This window comes from Enterobacter sp. SA187 (genome assembly GCF_001888805.2).
In the GTDB taxonomy this organism is placed as follows: Bacteria; Pseudomonadota; Gammaproteobacteria; order Enterobacterales; family Enterobacteriaceae; genus Enterobacter_D.
The window spans coordinates 2,538,752-2,560,110 of record NZ_CP019113.1 but is presented as its reverse complement, the minus strand read 5'-3'; the positions used below and the strand labels follow the sequence as shown (position 1 = coordinate 2,560,110).

The following is a 21,359-nucleotide window of genomic DNA, read 5'->3' as shown; positions in this document are numbered from 1 at the left end:
GTCCTTTAATGGCGATCGGTAAGATATGTGCCGCTACGCACCGCGTGAGCACGCCATGCCAGCAAAATAGCGGTGGAAATTGCCGCGCCCAGCAGCGCCGCGGCAAACCAGATGGCGGCGGCGGTAACGCCCCCCAGCCCGTTGTCATGCAGTAAAAACAGCGAGAAGATCCCCGCCCCCGGCGTCGACAGCCCGATGCCCGCGCTACCCACCAGCGCCCCCGTGACCAGCGATCCGATCACAAAAGCGCCGATCACCCGCAGCGGATCGTCAATCGCCATCGGGATCGCCCCTTCGGTGATCCCCGCCAGCCCCAGCAGCCAGGTAGATTTACCGGTTTCGATTTCAAATGCTCTGAACAGGCGGGGAGCAAGCAGGGTCGAGGCGGTGACGGTAAACGCAGAGACCATTTTTACCGCCGCAAAAATGGCGTAAGGCCCGTATACGCCGTTCGCCATCGCCCCCAGGCAGAAGGCGTAAGCGGCTTTATTCACCGGGCCGCCAAGGTCAAAGGAACACATAAAGCCGATAATAGCGCCCAGCAGCAGTGCATTGCTGCCGGACAAGCCGTTCAGCCAGGCGGTGAGTCCCTGGTTCAGCCATGCCACCGGCTCACCGATGACAAACAGCATCAGGCTGCCCGCCCCCAGCGTGCCCAGCACCGGATAGAGATAAAAGGTCAGAAAGCCGTTATAACGGCTGCCCAGCCGGATATGGATTTTCACCTGGCGCATCAGGTAGCCAGCGATAAGCCCGCCCACCACCGCGCCCAGAAAGCCCGCGCCTATCATATTGGCCGCCAGCCCCGCCGCGAAGCCTGGGGTCAGCGCCGGTTTATCCGCCAGCGAATACGCAGTGTAGGCCGCCAGCACCGGCACCATCAGGGTGCCGAGCATGCCGCCGCCCAGTTTGCGGTACAGCCACAGCCAGGAGTTTTCCAGCTCGAACAGGTGTTGCAGACCGAAAATCTGCGCCAGCAGCACCGACACCGCCAGCACGGTTCCGCCCGCGACGATGAGCGGCACGGCAAAGGAAATACCGCTCAGCAGCGCCTGCTTCAGCTCGGTTTTAACGCTAAGGGGTGCCGCCGTCCGGGGTTCGGTGCTGGCATCAAGCGCCAGCGCCCGGGTAAGCAGCGCATCGGCCTGTTTAATGGGTTCCGCCACCGGTACCGCCAGCGTCGGGATACCCTGAAAGCGTTCGGCGTCCTTTACCGCCACATCAGCCGCCAGGATACAGGCGCGGGCGGCTTTCAGCTGCTCGCTGGTTAAGCGCCCCTCAATGCCGTTCGCCCCCTGCTTTTCGACATACACCTGAATGCCGCGCCTGCGCCCGGCGTTTTCCAGATATTCCGCCGCCATATAGGTGTGGGCGATGCCCGCCGGACAGGCGGTGACGCAGACCACCGTCGGCGCATCGCGCAGGGTTAGCGGCGTTTTCTCTGCGGGTGCCTCTGCCAGCAGCGCCAGCAGTTCGTCGGCGTTGTTTGCCCCCTGCACCTGTTCGCGCAGGGCGTCATCCGCCAGCAGACTGGTCAGCCGGGTCAGCAGTTGCATATGGGTGGTAGCGGCTTCGGCGCAGGGAATGGCAAGCAGAACAATCAGCGTCACCGGCTCCGGGCCATCGATACCTTCCCACATCAGCGGCTCACGCAGGGTGGCGACAGCGAAGGCCGCCTCTACAACCGCGTCGGTTTTGCCGTGCGGCACCGCCAGCCCTTCCCCGAGCGCCGTCGGGCCATCCGCTTCGCGGCGCAGCACTTCGTTCACAAATTCATCCAGATTGCGCACGTTGCCCAGCTGGTGCAGCCGCACGGCCAGTGCACGAATGGCGTCGTCCCGACTGACGAACTGCGTCTGGATCAGGCAGGCGTCCGGGTGAGTTAATGCCGTCAGGTTCATCTCTTCCTCATTGAGTCCTGGGTAAGCCGCCACCATGACGGCTTCAGACGAAGGCATTCTGTGCGATCTAACCATACAATTTTGCGATCAAATTCAACTTAATGAATAGTTGTATTAAATTTGTATTATTTACTTCAGCGCCGCGCCGGGCATAATCGGGGATATTTGTCTGGTACAACACGAGGGTTCCATGAGCAGACAGCCAATGTACCGCCAGATCGCCGGGGCGATCCGCACGCAGATCGAAAGCGGCGAACTGAAGCCGGGGGATGCGCTGCCTACCGAGTCGGCCTTACAGGCGCAGTTTAGCGTCAGTCGGGTCACGGTGCGCCAGGCGCTGAAACAGCTCACGGAACAGGGAATTATTGAAAGCATTCAGGGCAGCGGCTCCTATGTGAAAGAGGAGCGCGTGAATTACGACATCTATCAGCTGACCAGCTTTTCGGAAAAGCTCGGCGATCGTCATGCCGATACGCACAGCGAAGTGCAGGTGTTCGAAGTGATCAAAACGGATGAAACGCTGGCGGCGCAGCTGCACCTTACCCCTGGTGATAAAGCCTGGCATGTGAAGCGGGTGCGCTTTATCAGGCAAAAGCCGGTGGCGCTGGAAGAGACCTGGATGCCGCTTGCGCTCTTTCCTGATCTCACCTGGGAGGTGATGGAAAACTCCAAATACCATTTTATCGAGCAGGTGAAAAAGCGGGTTATCGATCGCAGCGAGCAGGAGATCGTGCCGGTGATGCCCGACGAGGAGGCGGTCGACGCGCTGGGGATTGATCCTGCCAGACCGATCCTTGAGAAGATCTCACGCGGTTTTCTGAAAAGCGGGGAAGTGTTCGAGTACAGCCGCAATCTGTTCAAAAGCGACGACTATAAATTCACGCTGGTGGCAAAACGGCGGCAATAAAAAAGGCCATCTTGCGATGGCCAACCATGTCGAACGTTATTATTGTCTTACTTCAGTAAGATCAGATGATGCTTTTCAGCGCTTCGCCGATGTCTGCCAGGCTGCGCACGGTTTTCACGCCTGCTGCTTCCAGCGCTGCGAATTTCTCATCCGCCGTGCCTTTGCCGCCCGCGATGATCGCGCCTGCGTGGCCCATACGTTTACCTTTCGGCGCGGTCACGCCTGCGATGTAGCCGACAACCGGTTTGGTGACATGATCTTTGATATACGCCGCCGCTTCTTCTTCCGCGCTGCCGCCGATCTCACCGATCATAACGATCGCTTCGGTCTGCGGATCTTCCTGGAACAGCTTCAGGATGTCGATGAAGTTAGAGCCCGGGATCGGATCGCCGCCGATGCCCACACAGGTGGACTGGCCGAAGCCGTAGTCGGTGGTCTGCTTAACCGCTTCATAGGTCAGGGTACCGGAGCGGGAGACGATGCCCACTTTACCCGGCTGGTGAATGTGGCCCGGCATGATGCCGATTTTGCATTCGCCCGGCGTGATCACGCCCGGACAGTTCGGGCCGATCATGCGCACGCCCGCTTCGTCGAGCTTCACTTTCACGGTCAGCATATCCAGCGTCGGGATGCCTTCGGTGATGGTGATGATCAGCTTAATGCCTGCGTCGATAGCTTCCAGAATGGAGTCTTTGCAGAACGGCGCCGGAACGTAGATCACGGTCGCGGTCGCGCCGGTGGCTTCTACTGCTTCGCGCACGGTGTTGAACACCGGCAGGCCGAGGTGCGTGGTACCGCCTTTGCCTGGCGTCACGCCGCCAACCATCTGCGTACCGTAGGCAATCGCCTGCTCAGAGTGGAACGTGCCCTGACTGCCGGTGAAGCCCTGGCAGATCACTTTGGTGTTTTTATCGATCAAAATGGACATTATTTCCCCTCCACTGCGGCAACAACCTGCTGTGCTGCATCCGTCAGACTTTTCGCTGCGATAATATTGAGGCCGCTGTCAGCCAGTTTTTTCGCGCCCAGTTCGGCGTTGTTACCTTCCAGACGAACCACGACCGGCACGTTCACGCCCACTTCTTCAACCGCACCGATGATGCCGTCAGCGATCAGGTCGCAACGTACGATGCCGCCGAAAATGTTAACCAGAACGGCTTTCACTTTGTCGTCAGAGAGGATGATTTTGAACGCTTCGGTTACGCGCTCTTTGGTCGCGCCGCCGCCCACGTCAAGGAAGTTAGCCGGTTCGCCGCCGTGCAGCTTAACGATGTCCATGGTGCCCATTGCCAGGCCCGCACCGTTCACCATGCAGCCGATGTTGCCATCGAGCGCCACATAGTTCAGTTCCCACTGTGCCGCCTGAGATTCACGGGCGTCTTCCTGAGAGTGGTCACGCATTTCGCGCAGATCCGGCTGGCGGAACAGCGCGTTGCCGTCAGCGCCCAGTTTGCCGTCGAGGCAAATCAGATCGCCCTGGGTGGTGATCACCAGCGGGTTGATTTCGATCAGCGCCAGATCGCGCTCCAGGAAGATGTTCGCCAGACCCATGAAGATCTTGGTGAACTGCTGAACCTGTTTGCCCTGCAGACCCAGTTTGAACGCCAGTTCGCGTCCCTGGTACGGCATCGGGCCGGCCAGCGGATCCAGTGCCACTTTGTGGATCAGGTGCGGGGTTTCTTCCGCCACTTTTTCGATTTCCACGCCGCCTTCAGTAGACGCCATGAACACCACGCGACGGGAGCTGCGATCCACTACCGCGCCCAGATACAGTTCTTTATCGATGTCGGTTGCGGCTTCCACGAGGATCTGGTTAACCGGCTGACCGTGGGCGTCTGTCTGGTAGGTCACCAGACGCTTGCCCAGCCAGTGCTCAGCAAAAGCACGGATCTCTTCTTTGCTCTTCACCACTTTCACACCGCCCGCTTTACCGCGGCCACCGGCGTGAACCTGACATTTTACCACCCACGGACCGGCACCGATTTTAGACGCGGCTTCTTCGGCTTCGCGCGGAGTGTTGCAGGCATAGCCTACCGGCGCGGGCAAACCATAGCGGGCAAAAAGTTGTTTTGCCTGGTATTCATGTAAGTTCATGTGTTCTATCCACTTTTCAGGTAATCGTTTTTTAGATCCGTAGGCCGGATAAGGCGGTAACGCCACCATCCGGCGATGGTGCAACGCCTGATGGCGACGTTGTCACGTCTTATCAGGCCTACGGAGCAGGTGATCTTCTTATTACTACACGTCCAGCAGCAGACGCGTCGGATCTTCCAGCAGCTCTTTAATGGCCACCAGGAAGCTCACCGATTCACGGCCATCGATCAGGCGGTGATCGTACGACAGCGCCAGATACATCATCGGCAGGATCTCAACCTTGCCATCCACCGCCATCGGGCGATCTTTAATGGCGTGCATGCCCAGAATGGCGCTCTGCGGCGGGTTGATGATCGGCGTGGACATCAGGGAACCGAACACACCACCGTTGGTGATGGTGAAGTTACCGCCGGTCAGATCTTCAACGGTCAGTTTGCCGTCGCGACCTTTCACCGCCAGATCTTTGATGCGTTTTTCAATGTCGGCCATGCCCAGCGCGTCAACGTCACGCAGTACCGGCGTGACCAGACCACGCGGGGTGGACACCGCCATGCTGACGTCGAAATAGTTGTGGTACACCACATCATCGCCATCAATGGAGGCATTCACTTCCGGGAAGCGTTTCAGGGCTTCCACCACGGCTTTCACGTAGAAGGACATAAAGCCCAGACGGATGCCGTGACGTTTTTCGAAGGCGTCACCGTACTGCTTACGCAGATCCATAATCGGCTTCATGTTGACTTCGTTGAACGTGGTCAGCATGGCGGTTGAGTTTTTCGCTTCCAGCAGACGCTCGGCCACGCGCTTACGCAGACGGGTCATCGGCACGCGTTTTTCGGAGCGGTTGCCCAGCGCTGGCGCAGACTGGGACGGCGCGCTGGCAGGAGCCGGTGCAGCCGGCGCTTTTTCTTCTTTTGCGGCAGGCGCTTTCGCCAGATGTTTTTCAACATCTTCGCGGGTCAGACGGCCACCCACGCCGGTGCCTTTAATCGCACCCGCTTCAAGACCATGTTCAGCCAGCAGGCGACGGATCGCCGGGCTTAAGGCCTCGTTATTCTGTTCTTCCAGGGATGCCTGCTGGCGCTGAGCCGGAGTGGACTCATTGCTGTCGGACTTCGCGCTGCTCTCTTTACCTGCGCTGTTGCCTTCGCGCAGACGACCCAGGATCTGGCGGGAGGTGACGGTGGTCCCCTCTTCTTCCAGCACCGCGTCCAGAATGCCGTCGGCCGACGCCGGTACTTCCAGTACCACTTTGTCAGTTTCGATTTCTACCAGCACTTCATCACGGGTAACCGCATCGCCTGGTTTTTTGTGCCAGGTCGCTACAGTCGCGTCTGCAACGGATTCAGGCAGGTCGGGAACAAGAATATCTACGCTACTCATTATTTATCCTTTAATTAATCGACGTTCAGCGCGTCATTGACCAGATCTTGCTGCTGTTTCTGGTGAACGGACATATACCCTACCGCCGGAGAGGCGGAGGCCGGACGACCGGCATAACGCAGAGCGGACCCAAACGGGATCACTTCGCGGAAATGATGCTGACTGCAGTACCATGCGCCCTGGTTCAGCGGCTCTTCCTGGCACCAGACAAAATCATGCACATGGGCATAAGGTTTTAAGGCTTCCTGCACCGCCTGGTGCGGGAACGGATACAACTGTTCGATACGGATGATGACGACGTTTTTCTGGTCGTTCTTACGACGTTGCTCAAGCAGGTCGTAATAAACCTTACCAGAACAGAGCACGACCCGCTTCACGCCCTGCGGATCGATATCGTCGATCTCGCCAATAGCAGGCAGGAAGGTGCCGTTCGCCAGTTCGTCAAGGCTGGATACCGCCAGCGGATGACGCAGCAGCGATTTCGGCGACATGACCACCAGCGGACGGCGCATACCGCGCAGCGCCTGACGGCGGAGCATGTGGTACACCTGCGCCGGTGTGGACGGTACGCAGACCTGCATGTTTTGTTCTGCACAGAGTTGCAGGTAACGCTCCAGACGGGCGGAGGAGTGCTCCGGACCCTGACCTTCATAGCCGTGCGGCAGCAGCATCACCAGACCGCACATACGGCCCCATTTCTGCTCGCCGGAGCTGATGAACTGGTCAATGACCACCTGCGCGCCGTTAGCGAAGTCGCCGAACTGCGCTTCCCAGATGGTCAGGGTACGAGGTTCTGCAGTCGCGTAGCCGTATTCGAACGCCAGCACCGCTTCTTCAGAGAGCACGGAGTCCCAGACGCGGAAAGTGCCCTGTGAATTGTGGACATGATGCAGCGGCGTCCAGGTGGAGCCGTTGGTCTGGTTATGGATCACCGCATGACGGTGGAAGAAGGTGCCGCGGCCGGCATCTTCGCCGGACAGACGCACCGCGATGCCTTCATCAACCAGGGTCGCGTAAGCAAGGTTTTCCGCTGCGCCCCAGTCAAAGAGCTTCTCGCCTGCCGCCATCGCCAGACGATCGCCGTAAATTTTCGCCACGCGGGACTGCATTTCGATGGCATCCGGCACCGTACTGATGCGCTTCGCCAGCTCCTGCAGACGTTTCATCTCTACCTTGTTCGGGTAGCTTTCATCCCACTCGTGGTTCAGATACGGCGACCAGGTGAACGAATGCATGTTCATCGGACGGTACTCTTTCACCACGCATTCACCCGCATCGAGCATGTCGCGGTAAAGATTGACCATTTCGGTGGCATCTTCCAGGGTGGCGACCTTTTCCTGCTCCAGCTTGTCGGCGTAGATTTTGCGCGGCGTCGGATGTTTTTTGATTTTCTGGTACATCAGCGGCTGGGTTGCGCTTGGCTCGTCGGCTTCGTTATGGCCGTGACGGCGGTAGCACACCAGATCGATAAACACGTCGCGCTTGAAGGTGTTACGGAAATCCAGCGCCACACGGGTGACGAAAGCAACGGCTTCCGGATCGTCCGCATTCACGTGGAAAATCGGCGCCTGCACCATTTTACCGATGTCAGTACAGTACGGCGTGGAACGGGCATCCAGCGGGTTAGAGGTGGTAAAGCCCACCTGGTTGTTGATCACGATACGCACGGTACCGCCAACTTCGTAGCCCCGCGCTTTCGACATGTTCAGGGTTTCCTGCACCACGCCCTGGCCGGTTACCGCCGCATCGCCGTGAATGGTGATCGGCAGTACTTTGTTGCTGCTCGGCTCGTCCAGACGATCCAGACGGGCGCGCACAGAACCCATTACCACCGGGCTGACGATCTCCAGGTGCGACGGGTTAAACGCCAGCGCCAGGTGCACCAGGCCGCCTTCGGTTTCGATATCCGAGGAGAAGCCCATGTGGTATTTCACATCGCCCGTGCCCAGATGTTCTTTATGCTTACCGGCGAATTCGTCAAACAGATCCTGGGATTTTTTGCCCAGCACGTTGATCAGCACGTTTAAACGTCCGCGGTGCGCCATACCCAGCACCACTTCGCGCGTGCCGCTCTTACCGGCATGACGGATCATCTCTTTGAGCATCGGCACCAGCGCGTCGCCGCCTTCCAGCGAGAAGCGTTTCGCGCCAGGGAATTTCGCGCCCAGATAGCGCTCCATCCCTTCCGCCGCCGTCAGTTCGCTGAGGAAGCGTTTTTTCTCTTCGGCGCTGAAAATGCCATGACCCGCTGCCGATTCGATACGCTGCTGGATCCAGCGCTTCTCTTCGGTGCTGGTGATGTGCATGTACTCCGCGCCAATCGAACCGCAATAGGTTTGTTTCAGCGCTTCTAACAGCTCGCCCAGTTTCATGGTGTCTTTGCCGATGGCAAAAGATCCCACGTTGAAACTTTCTTCCAGATCGGCTTCGGTCAGGTCGTGATAATCGAGGGAGAGATCGGCCACGCGCTCTTGTTTCCACAGTCCCAGCGGATCGAGATTCGCATGCTGGTGGCCGCGGAAGCGGTAGGCGTTGATCAATTGCAGGACTTTAACCTGCTTCACGTTGGTGTCAGGGTCAGAAACTGAAGAGGTATAACGTGAGGCATCCTTCGCGAGACGACGGAAATAATCACGTGTTTTGGAATGGAATTGGTCCGGTTTGATACCGGTCACCGGTAGCTGCTGGAACATAGAGCGCCAGTTTTCATCTACCGAATCAGGATCGGTTAAGAAGTCTTCATAGAGCTGTTCTATCCAGCTCTGGTTGGAGCCAGAGAGGTAAGAAGAGTCCAGCCAGGCTTTCATTGCGCCGTTCTGCATCGTGATCCCTTAAGCATTGGTATGCTTATTCGCCGTGGATAACTACACCGTACACCGCCAGGCGCACGTACCAGGGTTCACTTGCGAGCTCTTTTCACTGAGTTGGCCCGCGAAGGAACCTTTAAAAACTGTCTCTCTGTCAGGGCAGTTTTTAGAGGTTTCCTGCATTTTCACTCGGTTTGCCCGGTGGCACTGCGTTTACCGGGCCTACTTAACTGTAGGCCGGATAAGCGCAGCGCCATCCGGCAATCTTACTTATGCACTACGTTGCAGCAGCATCGACTTAATATGGCCGATGGCGCGCGTCGGGTTCAGCCCCTTCGGACACACACTGACGCAGTTCATGATGCTATGGCAGCGAAATACGCTGAAAGCATCGCTCAGCCCTTCGAGGCGCTGATCGGTTTCGGTATCGCGACTGTCGATCAGGAAGCGATACGCAGCCAGCAGACCCGCCGGGCCGATGAACTTGTCCGGGTTCCACCAGAATGACGGACAGGATGTGGAACAGCATGCACAGAGAATACACTCGTACAGCCCATCCAGTTTTTCACGCTGCTCTGGCGACTGAAGATGCTCGCGAGCTGGCGGATTATGTCCATTATTCAACAAGTAAGGCTTAATCTTCTCATATTGGGCATAGAATTGCCCCATGTCCACCACCAGATCGCGGACGACCGGCAAACCGGGCAGCGGGCGGATGACAATTTTCTTCGTGCCGTTACCCAGCGCCGAAATCGGCGTGATGCAGGCGAGGCCATTCTTGCCGTTCATGTTCAGACCGTCGGAGCCGCACACGCCTTCACGGCAGGAGCGACGAAACGCCAGCGTCGGATCTTTTTCTTTCAGCTGCATCAGCGCATCAAGCAGCATCATGTCGCGGCCTTCTTCGCCTTCCAGGGTGTAATCCTGCATACGCGGCGCGTCGTCGACATCAGGGTTATAGCGATAAATCGAAAATTCGAGTTTCATTTATCCTGTCTCCGCATTAATAGGTACGAATCTTCGGCGGGAATGCCGGACGCAGTTTCGGTTCCATATTGACGCTACGGCGCGTCATGGATTCCGATTCAGGCAGATACAGGGAGTGGCACAGCCAGTTTTCGTCGTCACGATCCGGGAAGTCAAAGCGGCTGTGCGCTCCACGGCTTTCAGTACGGAAGTTCGCCGATACTGCCGTGGCGTAAGCCGTTTCCATCAGGTTATCCAGTTCAAGGCATTCGACGCGCTGGGTGTTGAAGTCGCTGGAGGTATCGTCCAGACGCGCGGTTTTCAGACGCTCGCGGATCTCTTTCAGCTGCTCCAGTCCTTTCGCCATCGCATCCCCTTCACGGAATACTGAGAAGTTATGCTGCATACATTCCTGCAACGCTTTACGAATGGTCACCGGATCTTCACCGCTACGGGTGTTGTTCCAGCGATTCACGCGGGTCAGGGAAGCTTCGATATCGGATTCGCTGGCATCGCGCAGTGCGCCCTGCTCGGCGATAGATTCCTGCAAGTGCAGACCAGCCGCGCGACCAAATACCACCAGATCCAGCAGTGAGTTGCCGCCCAGGCGGTTAGCGCCGTGTACCGATACGCAGGCGATTTCGCCTACCGCGAACAGGCCCGGGATCACCACGTCTTCGCCCTGGGCGTTAACGGTCAGCGCCTGGCCGGTCACTTTGGTCGGAATACCGCCCATCATATAGTGACAGGTCGGGATCACCGGGATCGGCTCTTTCACCGGATCGACGTGCGCAAAGGTGCGGGAAAGTTCCAGAATGCCCGGCAGACGGGATTCCAGCACTTCTTTACCCAGGTGGTCGAGCTTCAGTTTCGCGTGCGGACCCCACGGACCGTCGCAGCCGCGACCTTCACGGATTTCGATCATAATGGAACGCGCCACCACGTCACGACCCGCCAGGTCTTTGGCGTTCGGCGCATAACGCTCCATAAAGCGCTCGCCGTGTTTGTTCAGCAGATAACCACCTTCACCACGGCAGCCTTCTGTCACCAGAACGCCTGCACCGGCGATGCCGGTCGGGTGGAACTGCCACATTTCCATATCCTGCACCGGCACGCCAGCGCGCAGCGCCATGCCAACACCGTCGCCGGTATTGATGTGGGCGTTAGTGGTGGACTGGTAAATACGGCCTGCGCCGCCTGTCGCCAGCACGGTAGCGCGGGCTTTGAAGTACACCACTTCGCCGGTTTCAATGCACAGCGCAGTACAACCTACCACCGCGCCATCCTGGTTTTTTACCAGGTCAAGGGCATACCATTCGGAAAAAATGGTGGTGTGATTTTTCAGGTTCTGCTGATAAAGGGTATGCAACAGCGCGTGGCCGGTACGGTCAGCCGCTGCGGCGGTACGTGCCGCCTGCTCGCCGCCGAAGTTTTTCGACTGGCCGCCAAACGGACGCTGATAGATAGAGCCGTTTTCCAGACGGGAGAACGGCAGACCCATATGTTCCAGTTCCAGAATCGCTTCCGGGCCGGTTTTACACATATATTCAATGGCGTCCTGGTCACCGATATAGTCGGAACCTTTCACCGTGTCATACATGTGCCATTCCCAGTTATCTTCGTGGGTGTTACCCAGCGCAACGGTAATACCGCCCTGCGCAGATACGGTGTGGGAACGGGTCGGGAATACTTTGGAGAGCAGCGCACAGGTCTGGCCGCTCTGGGAAATTTGTAGCGCCGCGCGCATACCTGCGCCGCCGGCACCAATGACGACTGCATCAAACTCTCTGACTGGTAAATTCATCACACACCCCACACCACAACAAATCCATAAATAACGTAAACCAGCAGCGCAACCACAATGGCGAGTTGCAGACCAAGACGCAGGCCCGTTGATTTAACGTAGTCGGTCAGCACCTGCCACATGCCAATCCAGGCATGAATTAACGTGGAGAACAGCGCCAGCAGGGTGAAGACTTTGGTAAAGGCGGATGAGAAGAAACCCGTCCAGACGTCATAAGTGATCTCGCCGGAAATGGCGAAAAAACCGACCATATAGATGATGTAAAGCGTCAGAACGAGGGCGGTAGCACGAACAAGAATGAAGTCATGTACGCCGTTGCGTCCGAATGCGGAGGCGTTGCTTACCATACGAGGACTCCTGCGAGAATTGAAAGCACGACAGTAATACCAATAGCGACCCAGGCAGAGCGTTTCCCGGCTTCGAAGGTCTCTTCAAGATAGCCCACATCCATCAATGCATGACGAATACCACCGACGGCGTGATATGCCAGCGCGGTGAGAATGCCCCACATGATGAATTTAGCGAAGAAGCCGTCCATGATGGCGGCGGCTGACTGGAAGCCTTCTTGAGAGGAGAGCGACAGGCCCAGCAACCACAGCAGGATCCCGACCGCCACAAAAGTGATGACGCCAGAAACACGGTGCAGAATGGACGCTATAGCCGTAACAGGAAACCGGATCGTTGTCAGATCCAGATTGACAGGTCTTTGTTTTTTGACATTTTTTATCATGAATAACGCCCACATGCTGTTCTTATAGTTCCTTTCCTCCGGTCTGCAGGCGGGTCAGACAGCGTCCTTTCAATAACCGCACGTTATGCAAATAACATCGCTTCCAGATGCTCAACGACACGTTACAACGCTGGGTGGCTCGGGACGGCAGAGGATTCCGGAGACCTGGCGGCAGTATAGGATGTTCACAAAATCATTACAATTAACCTACATATAGTTTGTCGGGTTTTATGCGGAACAGTGACCGTCATCACGATAACAACATATTTTTAATTTTTAACCATGGGATTTGACAATAGTTAAACATTATTGTTACAAACGACAGCCGAAAAGGCATATAATTCGTAAAAGTTATGGGGTCTCTCTTTCACCTGAGATTTAGTTATGTAAGAGTGAGAAGGATTGACCGACGTTATCAGTACAGTTATTAGTGATAGACAGATTTGACAAATTCGGACTGCTAAGACCCTGATTTGCTGTTGTTTCACTGGTTTTTCAATGTTTGCCTGCCAGCGCCCATCGCTCTGTACCCTGGTACCACCTCTCTGCAGAGTGTCGTGCCAAATAACAAATTGGTAACATTGATTTTCGCTATGAATGCAAATCCGGCTTCTGTGCAGTCTTAAGCATAAGGCGCTAAGGAGACCGTAAATGGCTGATAAGAAAGCAACCATCACTTACAATAGTGAAGATGCTATTGAACTGGATGTGCTAAAAGGCACGCTCGGTCAGGATGTTATTGATATTCGTAGTCTGGGTTCGAAAGGGGTATTTACTTTTGACCCTGGTTTCACCTCTACCGCATCTTGCGAATCCAAAATCACCTTTATCGACGGTGACGAAGGTATCCTGCTCCATCGCGGTTTCCCGATTGATCAGTTAGCCACTGAATCCAACTATCTGGAAGTGTGCTACATCCTGCTGTACGGTGAAAAACCGAGCCAGGAAGAGTATGACGATTTCCGCACCATCGTCACCCGTCACACCATGATCCACGAGCAGATCACCCGTCTGTTCCACGGTTTCCGTCGCGATTCACACCCGATGGCTGTGCTGTGCGGCGTGACCGGCGCGCTGGCGGCTTTCTATCATGACTCGCTGGACGTCAACAATCCGCGCCACCGTGACATCGCTGCATTCCGTCTGCTGTCCAAAATGCCGACGGTCGCCGCCATGTGTTACAAATATTCTATCGGCCAGCCGTTTGTTTATCCGCGTAACGATCTCTCCTATGCCGGTAACTTCCTGCATATGATGTTCTCCACGCCGTGCGAGCCGTACGAAGTGAACCCGGTGCTGGAACGCGCGATGGATCGTATCCTCGTGCTGCACGCGGATCATGAGCAGAACGCCTCTACTTCTACCGTGCGTACCGCAGGCTCCTCCGGCGCGAACCCGTTTGCCTGTATCGCGGCAGGTATCGCTTCCCTGTGGGGACCGGCACACGGCGGCGCGAACGAAGCTGCGCTGAAAATGCTGGAAGAGATCAGCACCGTTGAGCACATTCCGGAATTCGTGCGTCGCGCCAAAGACAAGAACGATTCGTTCCGTCTGATGGGCTTCGGGCATCGTGTTTACAAAAACTACGATCCGCGCGCCACCGTAATGCGTGAAACCTGCCACGAAGTGCTGAAAGAGCTGGGCACCAAAGATGATCTGCTGGAAGTGGCGATGGAGCTGGAACACATCGCGCTGAACGACCCGTACTTCATCGAGCGTAAGCTCTATCCGAACGTGGACTTCTACTCCGGTATCATCCTGAAAGCGATGGGTATTCCGTCTTCCATGTTTACGGTGATCTTCGCGATGGCCCGTACCGTTGGCTGGATCGCGCACTGGAACGAAATGCACGACGACGGCATCAAGATCGCCCGTCCGCGCCAGCTGTACACCGGTTACGAGCAGCGTGATTTCAAATCGGAACTGACGAACCGCTAAGGTTTGTGGCGCCCGGCGGCGCTTCGCTTGCCGGGCCTACGAATTCAGCCAGTAACCACAGGCCGGGTAAGCGTCAGCGCCACCCGGCTTTTCACATCAAATCTGACACCCCGGACACCAGTAAAACGGCCGCGACGACAGCGTGGTTTTCTCAATGATCCCCCCGCACCGCTCACATTTCTTCCCTGCCCGGTGAAACACCTTAAAGCGAAACAGCGCCCCGTGATGTTTGTTCTCTTTTGCCTTGCCGCGCGTCTGGTACGAGAGCCTGGGAATATCCAGCAGCGCCTGCGCCAGCACCTCGATCTGCGCGTCACTTAATTGCGCCGCTTTATGCGTTGGCGCAAGCCCGCTGTGCCAGAGGATCTCCACCCGCAGATAATTGCCCAGCCCGGCAAGAAACGCCTGGTCCAGCAGCAGACCGGAAAACTGTCGGCGGCAGAATTTTGGCGAGCACAGCCGCGCTTTCACCTCCTCCACCGTCAGGCTCATGTCCAGCACGTCAGGGCCGACGCGCTGTAAGAACGGATGGCTTGCCAGCTGCTCCGGTGTCAGCATCTCAATGTCCGAGGCGCTGTAGAGCAGTATTGCGCGTTCGGCGGTCTGCAACTTCACCCGCAGAATACGCGTCGTCTGCGGCGTTTCCCCCGCTTTTACCACGCGCCAGACGCCATACAGCTGATTATGACTGTACAGCGTCAGGCCGCCGGAAAAATGCGTCAGCAGCGCTTTACCGCGCGTCTCCATATGGGTCACATGCTGGCCGATAAGATCAGCGGCGTAGGGTTGCAGACGGTCAAAGGCGAACCAGGCGTCGGTCAGCGGTTGCCCGCCGATAGCCGCTTCAAGGGTATCCGCCGCCCGGCGGATCTCCGGGCCTTCAGGCATGCTGCACCGCCGAAATGGTAATGTTATGTGCCTCAAACGCCTGTCGCAGGCGGCGCGCAAAGGCCAGCGCATGATCGCCGTCGCCATGCAGACAGACGGTTTGCGCGTTCACCTTCACCCAATTGTCGTGAATGCTTTTCACCCGGCCCTGCTGGATCATGGTCAGCGTCTGCGCCAGCGCCTGCTCTTCATCGCTGATGAGCGCGCCGGGCTGCGAGCGCGGCACCAGAGTGCCGTCGTCCTGATATCCCCGGTCGGCAAAGACTTCTTCGCGCGTTGGCAGGCCATAGTGCCTGCCCGCGTCGATGAGCTTGCTACCCGCCAGCCCCACCAGAATGAGCGTCGGATCCAGATCGTGCACCGCGCGGGCGATGGCATCCGCCAGCACCGCGTCCTGCGCCGCCTGGTTATAGAGCATGCCGTGGGGTTTGACGTGCTGCACCTGCCCGCCCTGCGCCCTGGCAATGGCCGCCAGCGCGCCGATCTGATACAGCATCTGCGCATAAACGGTGTCCGCAGGCAGCGTCATCGCCGTGCGGCCAAAGTTTTCCCGATCCGGGAAGGAGGGGTGCGCGCCAATGGCGACGCCGTTTTTCAGCGCTTCGCGTACCGCGTCCTGCATCATCTGCGCGTCACCGGCGTGAAAACCGCAGGCGATGTTGGCAGAAGAAACCAGTTGCAGCAGCGCGGCGTCACAGCCCGCGCCCTCCCCCAGATCGGCATTAAGATCAACGATCACCGCGCACTCCGTAAGCCAGCTGGTCAAGGAACAGCCGCTGCTCGCGTCGCGCCTTCAGCGCTTCTTCTAACGTGCAGGGCACAAAATGGATCGGATCGCCGAGGCGGATCTGCGCAAGATGATACATATCCGCTTCGATCACACAGCCGATACGCGGATAGCCGCCGGTGGTCTGGGCGTCGTTCATCAGCACAATCGGCTGACCGTTGTGCGGCACCTGAATGACGCCGGGGATCAGCCCGTGGGACAGCAGCTCGCGGGTGTCGGTGCGGGTCAGCTGCGCCCCCTGTAAACGATACCCCATGCGGTTACTCTGCGGGCTTAACTGCCAGGGTAAGCGCCAGAACGCCTCAAGGGAGTTTTTATCGAAGGAGTGATATTCCGGCCCCGGCAGCACGCGGATGCGGTTGCCCCAGAGTAACTGTTTGACGCCCTGCGGACCGCTGAACTGCCGCGACGCGGGCAGCACCGGCAGCACGTCGCCCTCTTTCAGCAACCGGCCCTTAAAGCCGCCGGTGCCGGTTTTTAAATCGGTACTGCGCGAGCCCATCACTTCCGGAACATCGATCCCGCCCGCCACGGCCAGATAACTGCGCATACCACGCTGCGGGCTTTTCAGGGTCAAACGCTGCCCTGCGCTCATCGCCTGACGCCAGCCGGTCCACACCGCTTTGCCGTCAAGCTGCGCGTCGCAGCCTGCGCCGGTCAGCGCAAACCAGCCGTCGTGGGTGAATTCGATTTCGCACTGGCCGAGCGTAATTTCCAGCGCGGCGGCGTCGGCCTCGTTGCCCACCAGCGCATTGGCGATTTCCAGCGCCGGGCCGTCCATCGCGCCGCTATAGCTGATGCCGGACTGGCGCAGCCCTTTGCGTTTTCCGGCCTGTACGGAGGTATACATCCCCGCGCGAATAATCTTCAGCATATGCCCTCCTTTTGCGGCACAAAACGCACGGTGTCGCCGGGGCGCAGCAGAACAGGTTCAGCGCTGTGCGGATCAAAGAGCGCCAGCGGCGTGCGGCCAATCAGCTGCCAGCCGCCGGGCGTCGGCAGCGGATAGATGCCGGTCTGCTCGCCGCCGATGCCCACCGATCCGGCAGGCACGCTAAGGCGCGGCTCCGCATGGCGCGGGGTCGCTAACTGTGCGGGCAGGCTGCCAAGATAGGGAAAGCCCGGCTGAAAACCGAGAAACCAGACCTGGTAATCCACCGACGCGTGCAGCTCCACCACCTGTTTTTCGCTCAGGCCGCAGTGGCTGGCGACGTGCGGCAGATCGGGGCCGTCCTCTTTGCCGTAGATCACCGGGATTTCAATCAAGCGCGGATCCGGCTCCAGCGCCTCGCTCTCCTCCCACCAGCGCTGTAAACGCTCAATGGCATCCAGCGCGTTTCCCTGGGGATCGCGCAATACCACGGTGACATTATTCATACCGGGAATGACATCCACCACATCGGGGATGGTCATCGCCCGCTGAACCAGTCGCCAGATCCGCTTCTGGCTGGCCAGCGTGACCGGCGGCTCAAGTTCAAGCACGACAGCCGTTTCACCTAACAGATAACAACGCGCTCGCTGCACTTTCGCTCCTCGCATCAGGCTGGATTAGGAATATCAATAAAGGTGACGTCCAGATCGGTATTTTCCGTCAGCCATTCGCTCAGGGCGCGAATACCGCCGCGCTCGGTGGCGTGATGACCCGCCGCATAGAAATGCAGGCCCTGCTCACGGGCGGAGTGAATGGTCTGCTCCGAAACTTCGCCGGTGATAAAGGCATCCACGCCAAAACGCGCGGCGCTGTCGATAAAGCCCTGACCGCCGCCGGTGCACCATGCGACACGCCGGATCTCCTCCGGCCCGGTGTCGCCACACCACAGCGGCCTGCGCCCCAGACGCGCTTCGATCCACGAAGCCAGCTCCGGGCCGGGCACCGGGATCGCCAGCTCGCCCCAGGGCACCAGATCGTCCACCTGGCCCATCACCGTGATGCCGAGCAGCTTCGCCAGCTGCACGTTGTTGCCCAGCTCCGGGTGCGCGTCCAGCGGCAGGTGCCAGCCGTAGAGGTTGATGTCGTTGGCCAGCAGGGTTTTCAGGCGGTTACGCTTCATGCCGCGAATGATCGGCGCTTCGTTTTTCCAGAAATAGCCGTGATGGACGATCACCGCGTCCGCGCCCAGGCGCACGGCTTCATCCAGCAGCGCCTGGCTGGCGGTGACGCCGGTAATAATTTTTTGTACGCTGTCGCGCCCTTCAACCTGGAGTCCGTTCGGGCCGTAATCGCTGAACGCGCCACTGTTGAGTTTGTCGTTGATCAGTTTTTCCAGATCGCTATTTTTCATCGTGCCTCTCCTTTACGATTTTCGCGCGGCTTCGTACGCCGCCAGCGTGGCAACGCGGGCCTTTTTATGATCGACAATGGGGCGAGGATAATCGAGGGTCACGCCCTGTTTATCGGCCCAGTTCCACGGCTCATGCAGCGCGGTGGCGGGCACCTTCGCCAGCGCCGGAATATAGCGGCGAATAAATTCACCGTCTTTATCGAATCGCTCGCCCTGCGTCGTGGGGTTAAAAATACGAAAGTACGGCGCGGAATCATTGCCGGTGGAGGCCGCCCACTGCCAGCCGCCGTTATTGGCCGCCAGATCGCCGTCAATCAACTGAGACATAAAGTACCGCTCTCCGGCGCGCCAGTCGATAAGTAAGTCTTTGACCAGGAAACTGGCGGTGATCATGCGCAGCCGGTTGTGCATCCAGCCGGTTTCATTCATCTGACGCATGGCGGCATCGACAATCGGGTAACCGGTGTTACCCTCCTGCCACGCCCGGAAATGCGCGTCGTTATCCTGCCACTGCACGCGACGCGTCCAGTCGATAAAGGGCTGGTGCTTGCACAACTCCGGGTGAAAGGTCATCAGATGGCGGTAAAACTCGCGCCAGATCAGCTCGCTGAGCCATACCGCCCCTGCGCCGCCGCCCAGCGCATCGGGCTGCTCTTTCAGCAGGCGATGCAGACACTGGCGCGGCGATAACGAGCCAATCGCCAGACAAACGGATAAGCGGCTGGTGCCGTCGATAGCCGGAAAATCCCGCCGCGCCTCATATTCCCCTGCCCCCTGCTGGCAGAATTCCCGCAAACGGGCGATGGCGGCTTTTTCGCTGCACGGGAACAGCTCACGATCAAAATCCTGCTGCGGATAGTTCAGCCCGATGGGCGTGAGAGGGTCGCTGAGTGCGCCGCCTTCACGTACTTTTGGCGCGGGGACGCATTCGGGGAGATCCTCACGCAGCCGCCGTAAAAAGGCGTTCTTAAAGGGCGTGAAGACTTTGTACATCTGATGATTGCCGGTGACGACGCTGCCCGGAGCAAGCAGCACACTGTCATCGAAGCCCTGAAACACCACCTCCGGCAGCAGTTTTTCCACCGCGCGGTCGCGCTGGTGCTCGTTGATTTCATACTGATAATTATAAAAAAGATGCGTGACCTGCTGCGCCTCGCAGAGTTCTTTTACTACCTGCTGGCTGGCAGCAAAGTCATCCACTTCTTTAAAAATCAGCGGAATGCCGCGCTCCGCCAGCGACTGTTGAAGATCGTTTAACTGCGCCTGCATACAGGCTGCCTGACGGGGCGCCATCAGGTGATTTTCCCACTGCTGTGGCGTGGCGATAAAGAGTGCCAGTACGCGGGCATGGGGATTGCGGCAGGCCGCCGCGAGCGCAAAATTATCGTTCACGCGGAGATCCGCGCGAAACCAGACCAGATGCGTGGTCATAACTCTCCTGAATTAATGTCCGTAGCGAAGACGAAGCGTTTCCGGCCAGGGATCAAAATAGCGCTGTCCCGACAGATAAGCGTCCGGGAATTCGGCCATATAGTGTTTAAGTAAGGTGACCGGGGCGAGCAGCGGCTGCGTGCCCTGACGGTAGCGGTCAATAAGCGAGGAGAGCTCTTCGCGCTGGCGCGCGTTAAGCTGTTTGCGGAAATAGCCCTGCACGTGCATCAGCACGTTTGTATGGTTGCGGCGCGTGGCCTGATGGGAAAGCAGATCCATCAGCCGCAGACGATATTCGACAAACCACTCCTCCAGCGATGACCATTCATGTATGGCCGCCACGAAGCGTCCCAGTTCGCGGTATTTGGGCTGTGAATGAGCCAGCAGCAGGAGTTTGTAGCGGCTGTGATAGGCGATAAGCTCGCCGCGGGTCAGGCCGCGCTCGCGCACGCTGTTCAGTTCATGCAGGGCATAGACGCGCTCAACGAAGTTTTCGCGGATCATGGGATCGTGCAGCCGCCCGTCTTCTTCCACCGGCAGCCAGGGGAAAGTTTTCATCAGCACGTCGGTATAGATGCCGCGCCCGGCTTTACGGTTATTATTGTTTTCCAGTTCGTAGACGCGCACCCGCTCCATGCCGCAACTGGGGGATTTGGCGCAGACGATATAACCGCACAGGCGGTCAAACTGACTGATGCGTTTTTCCGCAAAGTCGATCATGTCCTGCGTCAGGTCGCCTTCGCGCCCGTCGCTGAAGCGCAGCGAGAGGTCACCCGTATCCTTTTTTACCAGCCGCAGCGCCGGACGCGGCACCGGCAGGCCAATCGCCATTTCCGGGCATACCGGCTCAAATTTCATCAGCGGCGATAACTCTTCAACCGCAAACGCCAGACGCTTATGGCCGCCATCAAAACGCACCTGTTCCCCTAACAGACAGGCGCTGATGCCAACAGGGATTTTCTCACTCATAACGACTCCTTTTAGCCCGTAAAATGAGTGTAGCCTGAGAACATCAAAAAATACCGCGCCGGTTTGCGTGGAACACGTGATGAACAGCTGACTGCTGGTAAAAGCAGCAACCGAACACGTTTCACAATGAATAGCGGATCTACAGGCATAAAAAAACCGCCAAATCAGATTTGGCGGTTTTTCTTTTTTTGCCGCATGGGCTTGTAGTTTGCTGTGTGCGCTTTGCTTCTTAGTAGAAATCGCAGGCGACTTTCTCGGCCTGATCCATCCACACCGGCTTATCGCTGGTTTTCGCCCAGACCCGATGCAGATAGCTGTAAAAACGTGCACGATCTTTCCAGAATAACATCACCGGTAATGCGATGATGCCTGCCGCAACGGCGAAAGCGCGGCGTACGAAAATGACGTGTGCAGGATATTCCCGATATAAAGACATAAGCTTCCCCCTTTTGTTGGTCGGTAACATTCACCG

Annotated in this window: 19 protein-coding genes; 2 read left to right on the top strand and 17 right to left on the bottom strand. The window is 57.8% G+C overall.

Annotated elements, in window-relative coordinates:
• Positions 1 to 5: 5 nt before the first annotated feature.
• On the bottom strand, positions 6 to 1,901 hold the full coding sequence (gene mngA / locus BMF08_RS12220; RefSeq protein ID WP_072567845.1) for a PTS 2-O-a-mannosyl-D-glycerate transporter subunit IIABC: 1,896 nt from the start codon (positions 1,899 to 1,901) through the stop codon (positions 6 to 8).
• A gap of 190 nt (positions 1,902 to 2,091) precedes the next feature.
• Here mngA and BMF08_RS12215 point away from each other — a divergent pair, with 190 nt between their 5' ends.
• Positions 2,092 to 2,808, top strand: a complete 717-nt coding sequence (locus BMF08_RS12215; protein ID WP_072567844.1) for a GntR family transcriptional regulator — start codon at positions 2,092 to 2,094, stop codon at positions 2,806 to 2,808.
• Between the two features lie 61 nt (positions 2,809 to 2,869).
• Here BMF08_RS12215 and sucD read toward each other — a convergent pair whose 3' ends face one another.
• From sucD to sdhC, 8 genes are all read right to left on the bottom strand, one after another.
• The gene (sucD, locus tag BMF08_RS12210) at positions 2,870 to 3,736 is read right to left on the bottom strand and encodes a succinate--CoA ligase subunit alpha (RefSeq protein ID WP_072567843.1); all 867 of its coding nucleotides are present in this window, start codon (positions 3,734 to 3,736) and stop codon (positions 2,870 to 2,872) included.
• Positions 3,736 to 4,902 (bottom strand): ADP-forming succinate--CoA ligase subunit beta, encoded by a 1,167-nt coding sequence (gene sucC / locus BMF08_RS12205; protein ID WP_072569416.1) that lies wholly within the window; start codon positions 4,900 to 4,902, stop codon positions 3,736 to 3,738. Before sucC ends, sucD begins: the two co-directional genes overlap by 1 nt.
• Positions 4,903 to 5,046: 144 nt before the next feature.
• Positions 5,047 to 6,285, bottom strand: coding sequence for a 2-oxoglutarate dehydrogenase complex dihydrolipoyllysine-residue succinyltransferase (gene odhB / locus BMF08_RS12200; protein ID WP_072567842.1), 1,239 nt, complete (start codon positions 6,283 to 6,285; stop codon positions 5,047 to 5,049).
• Positions 6,286 to 6,299: 14 nt separating this feature from the next.
• Positions 6,300 to 9,107 (bottom strand): 2-oxoglutarate dehydrogenase E1 component, encoded by a 2,808-nt coding sequence (gene sucA, locus BMF08_RS12195; RefSeq protein ID WP_072567841.1) that lies wholly within the window; start codon positions 9,105 to 9,107, stop codon positions 6,300 to 6,302.
• Between the two features lie 255 nt (positions 9,108 to 9,362).
• The gene (locus BMF08_RS12190; RefSeq protein ID WP_072567840.1) at positions 9,363 to 10,079 is read right to left on the bottom strand and encodes a succinate dehydrogenase iron-sulfur subunit; all 717 of its coding nucleotides are present in this window, start codon (positions 10,077 to 10,079) and stop codon (positions 9,363 to 9,365) included.
• A 16-nt stretch (positions 10,080 to 10,095) separates the two neighbouring features.
• Positions 10,096 to 11,862 (bottom strand): succinate dehydrogenase flavoprotein subunit, encoded by a 1,767-nt coding sequence (sdhA, locus tag BMF08_RS12185; RefSeq protein ID WP_072567839.1) that lies wholly within the window; start codon positions 11,860 to 11,862, stop codon positions 10,096 to 10,098.
• Positions 11,862 to 12,209: a succinate dehydrogenase membrane anchor subunit gene (gene sdhD / locus BMF08_RS12180; protein WP_072567838.1), complete on the bottom strand. Its 348-nt coding sequence runs from the start codon at positions 12,207 to 12,209 to the stop codon at positions 11,862 to 11,864. Before sdhD ends, sdhA begins: the two co-directional genes overlap by 1 nt.
• Positions 12,203 to 12,607, bottom strand: a complete 405-nt coding sequence (gene sdhC / locus BMF08_RS12175; RefSeq protein ID WP_072567837.1) for a succinate dehydrogenase cytochrome b556 subunit — start codon at positions 12,605 to 12,607, stop codon at positions 12,203 to 12,205. The genes sdhD and sdhC overlap by 7 nt, the downstream gene beginning before the upstream one ends.
• A gap of 636 nt (positions 12,608 to 13,243) precedes the next feature.
• Between sdhC and BMF08_RS12170 the strand changes: the two genes are divergently transcribed.
• Positions 13,244 to 14,530: a citrate synthase gene (locus tag BMF08_RS12170; protein ID WP_072567836.1), complete on the top strand. Its 1,287-nt coding sequence runs from the start codon at positions 13,244 to 13,246 to the stop codon at positions 14,528 to 14,530.
• A 96-nt stretch (positions 14,531 to 14,626) separates the two neighbouring features.
• Here the strand turns inward: BMF08_RS12170 and nei are convergent, their stop codons facing one another.
• The 8 genes from nei to BMF08_RS12130 form a co-directional block, all read right to left on the bottom strand.
• Complete coding sequence (gene nei / locus BMF08_RS12165) at positions 14,627 to 15,418, bottom strand: endonuclease VIII (RefSeq protein ID WP_072567835.1); 792 nt, start codon at positions 15,416 to 15,418, stop codon at positions 14,627 to 14,629.
• Positions 15,411 to 16,157 carry a 5-oxoprolinase subunit PxpA gene (gene pxpA / locus BMF08_RS12160; protein ID WP_072567834.1) on the bottom strand — a complete coding sequence of 249 codons (747 nt, stop codon included), beginning with the start codon at positions 16,155 to 16,157 and terminating at the stop codon, positions 15,411 to 15,413. The genes nei and pxpA overlap by 8 nt, the downstream gene beginning before the upstream one ends.
• On the bottom strand, positions 16,147 to 17,079 hold the full coding sequence (pxpC, locus tag BMF08_RS12155; protein WP_072567833.1) for a 5-oxoprolinase subunit PxpC: 933 nt from the start codon (positions 17,077 to 17,079) through the stop codon (positions 16,147 to 16,149). The genes pxpA and pxpC overlap by 11 nt, the downstream gene beginning before the upstream one ends.
• Entirely contained in the window at positions 17,073 to 17,729 is a 657-nt protein-coding gene (gene pxpB, locus BMF08_RS12150) for a 5-oxoprolinase subunit PxpB (RefSeq protein WP_072567832.1), read from the bottom strand. Before pxpB ends, pxpC begins: the two co-directional genes overlap by 7 nt.
• Positions 17,730 to 17,743: 14 nt before the next feature.
• Entirely contained in the window at positions 17,744 to 18,487 is a 744-nt protein-coding gene (locus BMF08_RS12145; RefSeq protein ID WP_072567831.1) for a type 2 GTP cyclohydrolase I, read from the bottom strand.
• A 12-nt stretch (positions 18,488 to 18,499) separates the two neighbouring features.
• Positions 18,500 to 19,918 (bottom strand): deoxyribodipyrimidine photo-lyase, encoded by a 1,419-nt coding sequence (phrB, locus tag BMF08_RS12140; RefSeq protein ID WP_072567830.1) that lies wholly within the window; start codon positions 19,916 to 19,918, stop codon positions 18,500 to 18,502.
• 12 nt (positions 19,919 to 19,930) lie between these two features.
• Entirely contained in the window at positions 19,931 to 20,887 is a 957-nt protein-coding gene (locus BMF08_RS12135) for a YbgA family protein (RefSeq protein WP_072567829.1), read from the bottom strand.
• A gap of 229 nt (positions 20,888 to 21,116) precedes the next feature.
• Positions 21,117 to 21,323, bottom strand: coding sequence for a YbfA family protein (locus tag BMF08_RS12130; RefSeq protein ID WP_072567828.1), 207 nt, complete (start codon positions 21,321 to 21,323; stop codon positions 21,117 to 21,119).
• Positions 21,324 to 21,359: the final 36 nt, after the last annotated feature.

Excerpts from the sequence above, each read along its gene's own strand:
- mngA (WP_072567845.1), bottom strand. The coding sequence starts at position 1,901 with ATGAACCTGACGGCATTAACTCACCCGGACGCCTGCCTGATCCAGACG.
- BMF08_RS12215 (WP_072567844.1), top strand. The coding sequence starts at position 2,092 with ATGAGCAGACAGCCAATGTACCGCCAGATCGCCGGGGCGATCCGCACG.
- sucD (WP_072567843.1), bottom strand. The coding sequence starts at position 3,736 with ATGTCCATTTTGATCGATAAAAACACCAAAGTGATCTGCCAGGGCTTC.
- sucC (WP_072569416.1), bottom strand. The coding sequence starts at position 4,902 with ATGAACTTACATGAATACCAGGCAAAACAACTTTTTGCCCGCTATGGT.
- odhB (WP_072567842.1), bottom strand. The coding sequence starts at position 6,285 with ATGAGTAGCGTAGATATTCTTGTTCCCGACCTGCCTGAATCCGTTGCA.
- sucA (WP_072567841.1), bottom strand. The coding sequence starts at position 9,107 with ATGCAGAACGGCGCAATGAAAGCCTGGCTGGACTCTTCTTACCTCTCT.
- BMF08_RS12190 (WP_072567840.1), bottom strand. The coding sequence starts at position 10,079 with ATGAAACTCGAATTTTCGATTTATCGCTATAACCCTGATGTCGACGAC.
- sdhA (WP_072567839.1), bottom strand. The coding sequence starts at position 11,862 with ATGAATTTACCAGTCAGAGAGTTTGATGCAGTCGTCATTGGTGCCGGC.
- sdhD (WP_072567838.1), bottom strand. The coding sequence starts at position 12,209 with ATGGTAAGCAACGCCTCCGCATTCGGACGCAACGGCGTACATGACTTC.
- sdhC (WP_072567837.1), bottom strand. The coding sequence starts at position 12,607 with ATGTGGGCGTTATTCATGATAAAAAATGTCAAAAAACAAAGACCTGTC.
- BMF08_RS12170 (WP_072567836.1), top strand. The coding sequence starts at position 13,244 with ATGGCTGATAAGAAAGCAACCATCACTTACAATAGTGAAGATGCTATT.
- nei (WP_072567835.1), bottom strand. The coding sequence starts at position 15,418 with ATGCCTGAAGGCCCGGAGATCCGCCGGGCGGCGGATACCCTTGAAGCG.
- pxpC (WP_072567833.1), bottom strand. The coding sequence starts at position 17,079 with ATGCTGAAGATTATTCGCGCGGGGATGTATACCTCCGTACAGGCCGGA.
- BMF08_RS12145 (WP_072567831.1), bottom strand. The coding sequence starts at position 18,487 with ATGAAAAATAGCGATCTGGAAAAACTGATCAACGACAAACTCAACAGT.
- phrB (WP_072567830.1), bottom strand. The coding sequence starts at position 19,918 with ATGACCACGCATCTGGTCTGGTTTCGCGCGGATCTCCGCGTGAACGAT.
- BMF08_RS12135 (WP_072567829.1), bottom strand. The coding sequence starts at position 20,887 with ATGAGTGAGAAAATCCCTGTTGGCATCAGCGCCTGTCTGTTAGGGGAA.
- BMF08_RS12130 (WP_072567828.1), bottom strand. The coding sequence starts at position 21,323 with ATGTCTTTATATCGGGAATATCCTGCACACGTCATTTTCGTACGCCGC.